The organism is Streptomyces sp. VNUA24 (assembly GCF_029167005.1).
GTDB lineage: Bacteria > Actinomycetota > Actinomycetes > Streptomycetales > Streptomycetaceae > Streptomyces > Streptomyces scabiei.
The window spans coordinates 5,263,857-5,276,587 of the sequence record NZ_CP119143.1 but is presented as its reverse complement, the minus strand read 5'-3'; the positions used below and the strand labels follow the sequence as shown (position 1 = coordinate 5,276,587).

The 12,731-nt window shown below is 63.9% G+C and carries 8 protein-coding genes; all 8 read left to right on the top strand.

What is annotated here, in order from left to right:
- The first annotated feature begins 50 nt into the window (after positions 1 to 50).
- The 8 genes from dndB to PYR72_RS22385 all read left to right on the top strand — a co-directional run bounded on the left by dndB (position 51) and on the right by PYR72_RS22385 (position 12,720).
- A complete protein-coding gene (gene dndB, locus PYR72_RS22420) occupies positions 51 to 1,181 on the top strand; it encodes a DNA sulfur modification protein DndB (protein ID WP_275456964.1) in 1,131 nt (376 codons plus the stop codon).
- Complete coding sequence (gene dndC, locus PYR72_RS22415; protein ID WP_275456963.1) at positions 1,178 to 2,683, top strand: DNA phosphorothioation system sulfurtransferase DndC; 1,506 nt, start codon at positions 1,178 to 1,180, stop codon at positions 2,681 to 2,683. The genes dndB and dndC overlap by 4 nt, the downstream gene beginning before the upstream one ends.
- Positions 2,670 to 4,661 carry a DNA sulfur modification protein DndD gene (dndD, locus tag PYR72_RS22410; protein ID WP_275456962.1) on the top strand — a complete coding sequence of 664 codons (1,992 nt, stop codon included), beginning with the start codon at positions 2,670 to 2,672 and terminating at the stop codon, positions 4,659 to 4,661. Before dndC ends, dndD begins: the two co-directional genes overlap by 14 nt.
- Positions 4,651 to 5,028, top strand: coding sequence for a DNA sulfur modification protein DndE (gene dndE / locus PYR72_RS22405; RefSeq protein ID WP_190152734.1), 378 nt, complete (start codon positions 4,651 to 4,653; stop codon positions 5,026 to 5,028). The genes dndD and dndE overlap by 11 nt, the downstream gene beginning before the upstream one ends.
- 494 nt (positions 5,029 to 5,522) lie before the next feature.
- Positions 5,523 to 6,263: a hypothetical protein gene (locus tag PYR72_RS22400; RefSeq protein WP_275456961.1), complete on the top strand. Its 741-nt coding sequence runs from the start codon at positions 5,523 to 5,525 to the stop codon at positions 6,261 to 6,263.
- 6 nt (positions 6,264 to 6,269) lie between these two features.
- Positions 6,270 to 8,501 carry a DNA sulfur modification protein DndB gene (locus tag PYR72_RS22395; protein ID WP_275456960.1) on the top strand — a complete coding sequence of 744 codons (2,232 nt, stop codon included), beginning with the start codon at positions 6,270 to 6,272 and terminating at the stop codon, positions 8,499 to 8,501.
- An 83-nt stretch (positions 8,502 to 8,584) separates the two neighbouring features.
- A complete protein-coding gene (locus PYR72_RS22390; protein ID WP_275456959.1) occupies positions 8,585 to 10,570 on the top strand; it encodes a hypothetical protein in 1,986 nt (661 codons plus the stop codon).
- On the top strand, positions 10,570 to 12,720 hold the full coding sequence (locus tag PYR72_RS22385; RefSeq protein ID WP_275456958.1) for a DEAD/DEAH box helicase family protein: 2,151 nt from the start codon (positions 10,570 to 10,572) through the stop codon (positions 12,718 to 12,720). The genes PYR72_RS22390 and PYR72_RS22385 overlap by 1 nt, the downstream gene beginning before the upstream one ends.
- Positions 12,721 to 12,731: the final 11 nt, after the last annotated feature.

The following is a 12,731-nucleotide window of genomic DNA, read 5'->3' as shown; positions in this document are numbered from 1 at the left end:
TCTACGAGAATCCCGTCCAGTACGTCACTGAGATCACGTACGATACCGCCGTGATCGATCAACGAGGAGCTCAGGCGGCAGGGGGGGCGACGTTTGTCGGCTTCGAGTACATTTTTCCTGCCATCAGGGGAGTTCAGGCGGGGCGAGAGTTCTTCGTTTCGATGTGTCCGCTCCGGCTGATCCCCAAAATCTTCGTCTTCGATGACGATGAGATCGCCCCGGAGGTCCGCGCGCAGCGCGTTCTCAACAAGGGCAGACTGCCAGCGCTCACTCGGTACATTCTGGACAATCCAGACGATTATGTTTTTAGTGCGCTCACTGCCTCGATCGATGGCGAGATCGCCTTTGAGGGCATTGCGAGCGAGGGCGCTGGGATGCGCGCCGGGCAGATCCGCGTGCCGATGGCGGCGCGCTTCTTGATCAACGATGGGCAGCACCGCCGCGCTGCCATCGAGCTCGCACTCAAAGAGAACCCCGACCTGGGTGACGAGACGATCGCCGTCGTTTTCTTCCACGACGCGGGTCTGGGGCGTTCCCAGCAGATGTTCGCCGACCTGAACCGGCACGCCGTGCGCCCGTCGCGCTCGATCGGCGTGCTCTACGACCAGCGTGACGATCTTGCCAGTCTGACCCGGCTGCTGGCCCTGAAGTCCTCGGTGTTCAAGCAACACGTCGAGATGGAGAGCAGCACGCTGTCGGCACGTTCGCGCAAGCTATTCACGCTCAGCGCCCTGCACTCGGGTAATCAGTCCCTGCTCCAGGGGCTGGAGCTGAAACGTGACGAGGCAGCCGTGCTGACCCAGGCGTTCTGGGAATACGTTGACACGCTCATCCCCGAGTGGGCGATGGTCCGCGATCGCCGCATGACCGCTCCCGACGTGCGTCAGAACTACATCCACAGCCACGGCATCGCCTTGCACGCCCTGGGACGTGTCGGCAACAGCTTGTTGCGTGAATCCGTCGACGACACCGTATGGCAACCGCGCCTGAAGAAGCTTGCCGCGGTCGACTGGTCCCGTACCAATACCGACTGGGAGGGCCGCGCGATCATCGGCGGCCGGGTCTCCAAGAGCCACGCCCAGGTCACTTTGACCGTGACCTATCTTCGCCGCATGCTGAAGCTCAGGCTCAGCCCTGAAGAGCAACGCGCCGAAGATGCTTATCAGCGAGGAGAGTCATGAGTACCGCGACCCGACGAGCTGTGCCCTTCGAGGGCAGCAGCCTCGCGCAGGTGACCGCCGACCTCAAGGAGGAGATCCGCGAGCTCTATACCGCGGACGAGGTTCCCTGGGTGATTGGCTACAGCGGGGGCAAAGACTCCACTGCCACTCTGCAACTGGTGTGGCTGGCTATCCAGGAACTGCCGGCCGAACAGCGCACGAAGACCGTCTACGTCATCAGCACAGACACCTTGGTGGAGAACCCGGTTGTTGCCTCGTGGGTGAGTCAGTCCCTGGAGACCATGCGGCAGGCCGCAGTCGAGCAGCAGCTGCCGATCGAGCCGAACCGCCTCACCCCCAAGGTTCAGGACACTTTCTGGGTGAACTTGATCGGGCGCGGCTACCCGGCGCCTCGCCCGAAGTTCCGCTGGTGCACCGAGCGCATGAAGATCCGGCCGTCGAACACCTTTATCCGCAAGGTGGTCCGTAGGCACGGCGAGGCCATCCTGGTGCTCGGCATCCGCAAGCAGGAGAGCCAGGCTCGGGCCCGGGCCATGGCCAAGCACGAGAAGCGCCGGGTACAGGAGCGACTGTCTCCCAACGGCAACCTGCCCAACTCGCTCGTCTACAGCCCGATCGAGGACTGGTCCAACGATGAGGTATGGACCTTCCTCATGCAGCAGCCCAACCCTTGGGGGCACCCCAACAAGGATCTGCTGACCATGTACCAGAGCGCCACAGAGGACCAAGAGTGCCCCCTGGTAGTGGACGACTCAACGCCTTCCTGCGGCGACAGCCGCTTCGGCTGCTGGACCTGCACGCTTGTGGACCAGGACAAGTCCATGGCTGCCATGGTCAATAGCGGCGAGGAGATGGTGTGGATGGCACCGCTCCTGAAGTTGCGCGACAAGCTGGATGTCAGCGGTGAAGAGGAGCACAAGCTCCGGGACTTCCGCAAGATGAACGGCAGTATCCAGCTGTTCGGCGAGCGCATCGTTCATGGCCCCTACACCCAGAAGGCTCGTGAGGACTGGCTGCGGCAGCTCCTCGAAGCCCAGTCTCGCGTACGAGCAGACGCCCCCGAGTACGTCCGCGGGATTGAGCTGATCACTACGGAGGAGCTTCACGAGATTCGCCGCCTGTGGGTCTTCGAGAAGCATGAGGTCGAGGACTCGCTTCCGCGCATCTACAAGGAAGAGACCGGCGAGGACTTCCCTGGCCGCCCGCTGGACGAGCACCTTGCCCTGGGCGCCGGCGAGATCGACCTGCTGCGCGAGGTATGTGATGGTGACGACCTGCTGTTCACCACCGCCCGTGAACTACTTGAGGTAGAGCGCAAGTTCCGCACCATGACGCGCCGCTCGGGTCTGTTCGAAGCCCTGGAGAAGACGGTCAAGCGTGGATTCTTCGAAGACAAGGCCGACGCGCATGCCTATGCGCTCAAAAAGAAGCAGCTGAACGAAGAGATCGCTGACCGCCTGCCCCTGATCGAGGACGAAGACTCCGCCGATGCTCCTGCGTAACATCACCCTGCACGACTTTGGGGCCTACCGGGGCGAGCAGTCTCTCGACCTCACCACGACCCCCGGCCGGCCGATCGTACTGATCGGCGGCATGAACGGCTGCGGCAAGACCACCCTGTTGGATGCCCTGCAGTTGGTTCTGTACGGACCCCGCGCCCGCTGCAGCGGGCGCGGCAACCGTCCGTACGAGGCTTATTTGCGAGAGTGCATCAACCGCCAGGCCGACCCCGCCACCGGCGCCGAGATCGAGCTTGAGTTCGCCATCACGGTCGAAGGCGAGGAGCGCGTCTACAAGGTGTGCCGCAAGTGGGCCACCAGCGGTAAGACTTTGCACGAGTACGTCAATGTGCTCGTCGACGGCAACTTCAGCAAGGCCATCAGCGAGAACTGGGCCGACCACGTGGAAGACCTGCTTCCCCTGGAGATCGGTTCCCTCTTCTTCTTCGACGGGGAGAAGATTGAATCCCTCGCCGACCCGGACCGCGCCTCTGCCGTCATTGAGTCCGCTGTGCACTCCCTGCTTGGCGTGAACACCGTCCAGCAGTTGCGCACCGATCTGCTTGCGCTGCAGCGCCGCCAGAAACTCACCGGCGAGGAACAAGAGACGGTCGCCCATATCCGCGCCCTGGAAGCCCGGCACGACACCATCCAAGAGGAGGTCGACGCCACCAACGCAAGGGTTGCCGAGCTGCGGTCCCGCCTTGACGCGGCCAAGGTGGTCCTGGACAACGCCGAGTATTCCTTCCAACAGGATGGCGGAGAGCTCTACGAACGCCGCCGGGAACTGGAGAACCGCCGTAAGGATGTCGCCAAGGCACTCGCGGCCACCGAGGCAGCCCTGGTTGACCTCGCCGCTGGTCCCCTGCCACTGTTGCTCGTGGGCGACCATCTCAATGCTGCCCACAAGCAGGCGATCGCCGAACAACAGGCCGATGAATCGGCCCAGATTCTTGGCGTCCTTGCTGACCGCGACGGCGACATCCTTGACCGGCTAAATGGGCTCCTGTCCACCGATGATCTGCAGGTCTTCCGCGCCCACTTGGAGCGGGACCGCAGTGAGCGTGAGCTCGCCGGAAGTGCCGAGCGCATTCTCGAGCTCACGCCTGACGGGTATGCCCAGCTAGCAGGCATCGACCAGGTCCTGGCTCATGAGCTTCGACGTGGCAGGGAGTTGCGCTCTCAAGCCGCAGAGCAGTCAGCTACGGCCGAGGCGCTGGACCGGCAGCTGGCCGGCGTCCCGGATGAGAAGCAAATTGCCACCCGGATTGCCGAGCGGGAACAGGCACTGCATCGGGTTCACCAGCTGGAGGCAGACCTGGCCAGTGCCCTCGCGGCGCACAGCACCAATAAGGGCCGTCGCGAGGCGCTGACTGCCGAGCTGCAACGAGCCCACGAAGCGCGGGTCAAGACCTTGGTCAAGGCCGAGGAAGTGGCACGCGTCATCGCCTACTGCGACCGACAGCGCGCTGTTCTCGACAAGTTCGGTGCCGCTCTGCTGAACCGGCACATCAACAGGCTCGAAGTCGCGGTCCTGGACAGTTTTTCCAAGCTGATGCGTAAGCGAGGTCTTGTCAGCGACCTGCGCATTGACACGGACCGTTACCGGCTGACCCTGATCGATACCGATGGCGAGCCTCTCGACCCCGGACGCCTCAGCGCCGGCGAGCGCCAACTACTGGCGGTTTCCCTGGTGTGGGGCCTCGCCCGTGTCGCCGGCAACTGGCTTCCCAGCGTCATTGACACCCCCCTTGGACGACTCGACAGTCGGCATCGCGAGCACCTGGTGGACCGCTACTTCCCGCATGCCAGCCACCAGGTCCTGCTGCTGTCCACTGATGAGGAGATCGACGAGCGGCTTCTAGGCCGCCTCAAGTCCTCGCTCGCTCACACCTACACCCTCGTTCACGACGACACCACGTTCACCACATCCGTGCAGCCGGGCTACTGGTGGACCTCCGGAGCAGCGCATGTCGCTTGAGACCATCCGCCTGTCCCAGCCAGCACGTGATCAGCTGGTCTGGCTCAAGCGCACCACCGGGATCAAGAACTGGAACGTCCTCTGCCGCTGGGCGCTGGCCATGTCCCTGCGTGAGCCCTCTGCCCCCTTGGTCAAGGAGATCATCACGGACTCGAACGTCGAGATGTCCTGGAAAACCTTCGCGGGCACGTACGGGGACATCTACCTCGCACTGCTACGGCAGCGCTGCGCGGTCGACGGCGAACCGCTGACGGACGAGTCCCTGAGCCGAACGCTGACGATCCACCTGCACCGCGGCATCGGCTACCTCGCCGGTAATCAGGAGATCCGCACCATCCGCGAGCTCGTCGGCTCGGCCTGCGAGTAGACCCCACTTGCGGGCACATGACCGGCCCAGGGCAGAAGGCGGCACCACCGCCTTCTGCCCTGGGCCGATCGCATGTGAGTAAGCGATGCTCTCCTGGCGCTGCTGGGCCCGGGCTGGTCTCGCGCCCGCCCACCGCGCTGTAAATCCCGCGAGTGCCGTACAGAGAGGGGAACCATCCGATGGGTCCCCGCGTGTCAGTGGTGTCGCTTACGATAATTTTTCACAAAAGGCCGTAGGTGCAAGCCGCGGGGACGCCTTCGCGTCGGGGGAGGACTGATCACGAGTGCGCACAGGCTGCAAGATCTTTTGCTGCGCTCCGCGTGGTAGCCGACCGGTTACTGAGCGGAGCGCCGTCAACCTGTCCCGGGCTCATGCGCAGCACCCTTTGACGTCGTCTACCTCACCAACTCGACCTGCACATTTGACCACCGGCTCGTAGCCTGCACTCCAGCCCGGTGGCGCTCAGCCCGGGTGAGCGGGTCCAGAAGCGCGGTATGAGCAAGGGAATTCCGGCTTTGACCAATGCTCTTTCGCATAGTCACTACTCCATGCTGGACGTCGACCAGGCACCTGAGACCCCTGGGCTGTACGCCTGGTATGTGAGCTTTCGAGCTAGTCCGCATGACTGGAAGATGAAGCCCAGCCCGGAGGGTGATCAGGCGATCGAGGGCTTCCTGCGGTTGCTCAGAAAGTACGCCGGCTACTACGAGCCGTTGCCCATCGCTCTGCGCGGGCGCGGTTCGTACGGCGTCGCATGGGAGGGCGAGCTCGAACTCGACACTCCCCTGCGTGATCCGGACGAGGGAAGCCACGCTGCCTCTGCGGAGGAGGACAAGCGTCTCGCGATACTAATGAACTCCTTGGCCAGCGAGGAAAGACGGCGGGTGATGGCCACCATTTTGGAGATGGCGTCCCCGGTGTTTTCCTCGCCCCTGTACATCGGTGTCGCTGAAAATCTGCGCGAGCGCCTACGCACCCACCGCCGTGACTTCACCAAGGCGTACGACTGGCTGCGTGAACACCCTGAGGACGCGGAGACCGTCCGGACGAAGGGAAAGACCTTCGGCGCGCGGGCAGCCGCTCGCAATATGGCCATGGGCCACCTCGAAGCCTGGGTCATCGACCTAGGCGACCAAGCGGACAACGCTGTGACCATCAAGCATCTGCGAAACACCGCAGAGTCAGCCGAATGGCTGCTCCACCGGCTGTACGCGCCGATTCTCGGAAGGCAGTAGGACACGATGTTCGGCTCAGGAACCAAGCTCACCTTCCACAACTACGTCCAGGGGACGTGGGGCACCTTCGCCACGCCGGCCGGCCGCGTGGACTACATCATGACCAAGGCCCGGCTTGGCGAGGAGACCAACGAACCCGAGCGGCGGCTCACCAAGAGCCTCGCGCCGGTCCGTGAGGTCATGGAAGCAGGTGACCTGGACTTCAACCAGCTCCTGCAACGCGATCTGGACGACCACCGGGTCGCGGTAAACCTCATCCCCTACCTGTTGGATCTCAAGCCCACTGGGCCAGCGTTCTTCCCACCGATCGTCGCGGTCCTGCTGCCCTTCCGCAGCAAGCGCCCTTCGTTCTTCGAGTCTCTCGGCCAGCAGTCCGTGGTCGAGGACGACGGTGCCCGCTGGCAGCAGGAGCAGGCGGGCGCGTCTTTCCGTGTCCAGCGTCTGGTCGGTGCCGACGACCGCCTCCACTCGGCGAACCTCGGCAAGCTGTGGTGGGACGATTCCAAGGCGCAGCTCGTGGTCCTTGACGGCCAGCACCGTGCCATGGCCCTGCTGGCAGTGGAGCGCACCATGACCAAGAGCTGGCAGAACTCCGGGGTAGGCGGACGCTTCCGTTCCTTCTACGAGAATCAGGTCATCCAGGCCCTCCGCGACTTCGGCGATGTAGACCTCAGCCGCATTGAGGTTCCAGTGACAGTGTGCTGGTTCCCTGAAGAGACGGGCGAGCAGGCAAAGCCCCATGAGGCAGCCCGTAAGCTCTTTGTCGACGTAAACAAGGAAGCGCGTCCGCCCTCCGAATCGCGGATCATCTTGCTGTCCGATGCCGAACTGAGCAACGTGCTGACGCGCCGCATGCTCAGCGAGCTACGCAACGACACCAGTGATTCTCTGCTGCCCATCTACGCCGTCGAGTACGACAACCCGGAGGTGAACTCCACCCGACCGGCCCGGTGGTCGGTGCTGACCAACATCCACCTCCTCAAATTTGCCGTGGACCGTTGCGTCTTCGGGCCCCCGAAGTACCTGAACAACGTCGCGCAGAAGATCGGAGGCCGGCTCAGCCAGACGGATCTAGACACCTTCATGCAGGAACAGCTGGACGTCCTCAGTCTTTTCCCTGATCAGTTCGAGGATGGCGGCTTCACTTACCAACGGGACAAGATCGGTAACACTGAGTTTCCCCTGGGGCAGCTGGACGTCATCAGCGACCGGTTCGCGGCTACTTGGGGGCGGGCCATCCTCACCCTCCTCTCGAAGACCGCCCCCTACGCTGCCCACGCCAAGGCGCTGACGCAGTCGAAGGATGAGTGGCACGTCGATGACACGGGTCTGTCTCTCGCCCACGACGCCCTGTTCGGCGGGGTGGGCGTGTTCTGGACGCTGCGAGACAGCTACGAGCACTACCTGGAGAAGAAGGCCGCAGGTGCGAAGGCGACTAAGTCCGACGTGATCCGCGCCTGGGAAGCGTTGAAGGGTCGCGAAGAGGCTTTCGAGACCTACCGGGCTCAGGCTTATCTGGACTCCGGACGCACTGGTGCGCTCAAGAAGTCGAAGGCCGCGTACGCTGTGTTCAATACGCATGCCTGCCAGCTGGGCATGATGATGACCCTCGGGTCGCTGTGGGAGCTGCGCAAGAAGCAGTCTGGCGGTGCCGATCTCAACGATCTACCGCAGTTCGCTGATGCGCTTGTGGCAGCGTGGAACGCCTACTTCGCTCTGGAATCAGGTAAGGCCAAGGACCGTCGGCTCGCATTCAATAAGACCGAGGTCAGCCACCCCCTGAACCAGATCGCCAATATGGACACCCCGCAGGCGGTCTACTTCCGGTACTTCTGGCTCCAGGTGCTGGACACGCCTGAGGCGTGGGCTCACATGGCTCCATGGGTCGTGAATCGGGCGGTGTTTGAGGACGTGCTCAGCACAGCACGCGGCCTCTACCTGGGTCTGTGCCAGGACCAGCAGTTCAAGGCGCTCAAGACCGGCAGTCCCGAGGCCAACGACACGAAGCTGCGGCCAGAGGCAGAGAAGACGGCTCGCGCTGCGCTCGGACGTGCGCTCAAGGAGTGGTTCTACGGCACCGACGAGCCGTACAAGAGCTGGCTGGCTCAGTTCGCCCAGGAAGGCGTGCCCACGCAGCAGCCGGACGACGCTGCCGGCGATGCCGAGGACCTTGCGGGAAGCGCAGAGGGAGCCGAGGATGAGCCGGTGACCAGTGTGGACGACCTGCTTGGTGAGTGAGCCGCGGTTCGGCGGCGGGGGCCGTTTCAGTCTTCTCCGCCGACTCCGGTAGATGTTCCACTGGCACGTAAAAGGTAGGAAAGATGTCGCCCTCGTTCTCGTCGCCCACGCCGACGTGGCAGGTCGTGCTGCCGTGGCTGGATCAGCTGGCGCCCGAGGAGTTGCTCGCACTCCAGAGGCTGGGAGGGCCAGCGCAGTGGTGGCTGCGTGAGACGCCGGAAGAGACAAGCTTGCGGCGTCCGTACATGGACGACGTCTTCGATTTGTTCGCGTCTTTCCTCTGCTGGGGCAGTGGTTCAGTGCTGCTGGACGAGAAGCAGTTGCTCCTCCTGCTTCCCTTTCTGCCTAAGGACATGCCGACGGCGGAGTTGGCGTTGGACGCGAGGGCACTGGAAGTGCTGGAAGCGGCGGGCGGCAGGACGCTGGGCGAAGTGGGGCAACTGGCCGCGATGGACATCCTCAACCTGCCGAAGGTCCGCATCGAGATAAAGCGCGAAGTCCTCGCCGCTCTCGTGCGCGCGGGTGTCACGTTCCCGCAGCGGGACCGAACCGAGGAGTCCCCGGTGCCGGCAGCAGCAGGATCAAGTTCGAGCGCAGAGCCGGACACCGCGATCTGTGAGTGGTTCGTCGGTCTGGACGCTCGACAGCAAGATCTAATCACCCTGTATCTGTGTGCAGTGTCCCCGTTGCCGGTCGATGAGCTTGCCGCGCGCTACCGCACCATGCGGCCGTGGATGACGCGGTTGCTTGACGAACTGCCCGAGCGGCTGGAGACCGCGGCTTCGGACTCCACGGGGATCCGTTCCGCCTTGACGCTGTTCAGCACTGCGACGGTGGCCCCCGTCACACGCAGCGACCTGCTTGAGCAACATCCCTGGCTCGCAGTCAAGTTGCCGGGCAGCAATGTGATGGTGCTTGAGCTCTTGGTCGCTCTTCACTGGTCCGGGAGCATAGATGGAGAGTGGCTGTTCAGCGGCTCGCTCGACGAAATGCGCAAGCTCACCCGAGACGCACTTGATCTAGAAGCGGGAGAGTGCTTGTCCTGGGCCGCAACCAGACGGCTAATCGAAGGCACTAGCGAGTCCCTCAAGGCCACAGAGGAGTGGCTCCGCTACTGCGGGTTGCGGTTGATAGACGGCCGCCAGGTCGAACTCGACGGAACCTCCCAGCCCGTCACCGATCACACGGGCGCCTCAGCGATGGAGGGCGACTACGTACTAGCTCCGCCACGGACCGCCACCGAAGCAGCGTCCGTGGAAGAGACTCTGAGTGGGTTGCCCGCCCAGAGGCACGGGGACTCTCTCCCGACTCCCGCGCAGTCTGGCGATGCGACGACGTCGGAGTTGAATGACGTACTCGAGCAGCTCCGCGAGTTCGCCTGCGAGCATCGGCCTGGCGAGCAGCTGGCCGATCTACTGCGCGACAGCGACGAGTTTCCCGAGCCATTGCGGACGCTGATGGCACGCATCCTCGCCGCAGTCGCGCGAGCCGACGGCTGGGAGCTGCCTGACGATGCCCTTTCTAGCGATGCTTCTGCGGCACCTGCCCGCACGCTTGATGCTGATTCCGCCGCCGGGAGCGGTTCGCGTCGCGAGACACTCAACGACCGAGCTTGGAACGTGCTCAACGAGCTCGGCCATCCACTGGACTCGAAACTGCTAGTCGATCGCATGGGCTCCGACGTGAACATCCGCTCGCTGAAAGCGCAGCTGCCCAGGGATTCCCGATTCGTACGGAGCGACGTGGACTCCTGGGCGCTCACTGAGTGGGGCCTGCGCCCATACACCACGATCAAGGAACTCGTCACGGAGGAGGTGGACCTGGCTAACGGTTCGATTCCGACAGACGAGCTGGTCGCCATCCTGACCCGCGAGTTCACCATCAACGAATCCAGCGTGCGTCAGGTCGCCTCTTCCCCTCCCTTCACTGCGCGTGGCGGCGTGGTACGTCGTCTCAGCGACATCCGGCGTGAAGAGAACGACGAGCGGGCCTCAGCCGACAGCAGTGCTGAGAGCCCTGACGATGATGGACCGTCACCGGACGACCTGATCGATCTCATGGGGCTGTGATGAACAGACAGGATTCCGTGCTCCGTGCGGCCGATCTGCTCGCTGACTATCGCAGCGACCGCTGCGACATCGCCCGCGACTTCTACGTCCCCGCCCTGGCCGCTGCTACCTCCTACGACCGGGCGGTCGGATACTTCAGCGCTTCGGTGCTGGCCGTGCTCGGCCGGGGACTAGATGACTTCGCGGCTCGCGGCGGGACAATGCGCATCGTCGCTTCCCCACAGCTCAACGCAGAGGACGTGAAGCAGATACAAGCCGGATACGAGTTGCGTGCCGTGCTGGAGCAGGCGGCTCTGCGCGACATCGAGCAGGCAACTCAGGACCCGCGGGCAGCCCGGGGGCTTGGCAAGCTCGGCCTGCTCGTGGCGGACGGCCGACTCGACATCAAGCTCGCATACATCAGCTCGGGCGACAGGATCGGTATCTACCACGAGAAGATCGGGATTTTCCGCGACGGACACGACCTGGTGGCCTTCAAAGGTAGCGCCAACGAGACCATGCCAGGACTGGTCGGCAATTTCGAGTCCATTGAGGTGTTCCGCACCTGGGAGCCTGGAGACAGCACACGCGCCGTACGGATCAGCCAGGACTTCGAAGATCTCTGGGACGATCGAACCCCGCTGCTACGGGTGATCGACTTCACCGCGGCGGTAAAAGGAGTCATCGAGGAGTGCGCGAACCGCACCGCATCTCAGACTGAGCCCGAGCTGCCGACCATGGACGGTGCTGTCATCACCCTGCCCCGCCCGGAGGCATCCGGACGGCTCGTCATCCCCGGCGAGCTGACCGTGCGGGGCTACCAGAAACAGGCCGTCGAGCGGTGGTTCGCCAAAGGTGGTCGCGGCATCCTGCGCATGGCCACCGGCACGGGCAAGACGCTGACTGCGCTGTCCGCCGCAGCACAGTTGACCCGCATGCTGCGCAGCCGCGACGAACCGCTGCTGACCCTCGTCATCGCCCCCTATCAGCACTTGGTCGACCAGTGGTCAAGGGACATTGCGTGGTTCGGCATGCAGCCGGTCCGCGCCTACGAGTCCACCACTAGCTGGTACGGGAGAGCCTCGTCACTCCTCGATGCCCTCGCGCTGGGGACGGCGAAGGGCGGCGTCATCGTCACCACCAACACCACCTTCGCTGCAGACCCGTTGCAGGGAATCCTGGCCCGCTACCGCGGTCGCCTGCTCGTCATCGCGGACGAGTGTCACAATCTTGGCGCCAAACGCCTGCGAGAGAAGCTTCCCGCCTCAGCCGGCTACCGGCTCGGGCTGTCGGCCACGCCGGAGCGTTGGTTCGACGACCAAGGCACTGCCGCGCTGACGGACTACTTTGGCGATGTCGTTTTCGAAATGGGCATCGGCGACGCCATCCGCGCGGGCGCGCTCTGCCGCTACACCTACACTCCGGTCCTGGTCGAGCTGGACGACGAGGAGGCATTTCTCTATGCGGAGGTGACCGAGAAGATCGCCAGGATCATCGCGGCCCCAGGCTTCTCAGACGATACGGACGACGACAGCCCGCTCGGCAAGCTCCTGCGCAAGCGCTCGAACATCCTGGGGCACGCACGCGCCAAGCTGCCTGCCCTGCGCCGTGAGATCACTGCACGCCGCGACGACTGGTACCAGCTGCTGTACTGCGCCGAGGGTCGGCATCCCCTGGCCTACGAGACCGACGACATCGATGAGCCGACCCAACTTCAGCAGGCGCTGTCCTTGGTCGGCAAGGACTTGCGTATGCCCGCAGCTCCGTACACCGCCGAAACTAGGCGCGGTGAGCGACAGAATCTGCTGCGCCGATTCGCCGCTGGCAGAGAACTTCAGGTCCTGCTGTCGATGAAATGCCTCGACGAGGGCGTCGACGTGCCGGCGGCACGCACTGCCTACCTGCTCGCCAGCTCCTCCAACCCGCGGCAGTTCATCCAGCGCCGAGGTCGCGTCCTGCGCAAGGCCCCTGGGAAGGAACGTGCTGACATCGTCGACTTCATCGTCGTCCCACCGGACGGAGCAAGCGATCTGCAGCACGAGACCGAACGCCGAATGGTCGCCCGTGAGCTGACACGGGTCACTGAGTTCGCTCGGCTCGCCGACAACGAGGCACGCACCCTGGACATCCTGCGCCCGCTACGCCTGCGCTACGGGCTCTTGGACACCTGAAGCAATGTGAG

Bases quoted from the DNA above. Each gene is read 5' to 3' on its own strand.
- dndC (WP_275456963.1), top strand. From the start codon at position 1,178: ATGAGTACCGCGACCCGACGAGCTGTGCCCTTCGAGGGCAGCAGCCTC.
- dndD (WP_275456962.1), top strand. From the start codon at position 2,670: ATGCTCCTGCGTAACATCACCCTGCACGACTTTGGGGCCTACCGGGGC.
- dndE (WP_190152734.1), top strand. From the start codon at position 4,651: ATGTCGCTTGAGACCATCCGCCTGTCCCAGCCAGCACGTGATCAGCTG.
- PYR72_RS22400 (WP_275456961.1), top strand. From the start codon at position 5,523: ATGAGCAAGGGAATTCCGGCTTTGACCAATGCTCTTTCGCATAGTCAC.
- PYR72_RS22395 (WP_275456960.1), top strand. From the start codon at position 6,270: ATGTTCGGCTCAGGAACCAAGCTCACCTTCCACAACTACGTCCAGGGG.
- PYR72_RS22390 (WP_275456959.1), top strand. From the start codon at position 8,585: ATGTCGCCCTCGTTCTCGTCGCCCACGCCGACGTGGCAGGTCGTGCTG.
- PYR72_RS22385 (WP_275456958.1), top strand. From the start codon at position 10,570: ATGAACAGACAGGATTCCGTGCTCCGTGCGGCCGATCTGCTCGCTGAC.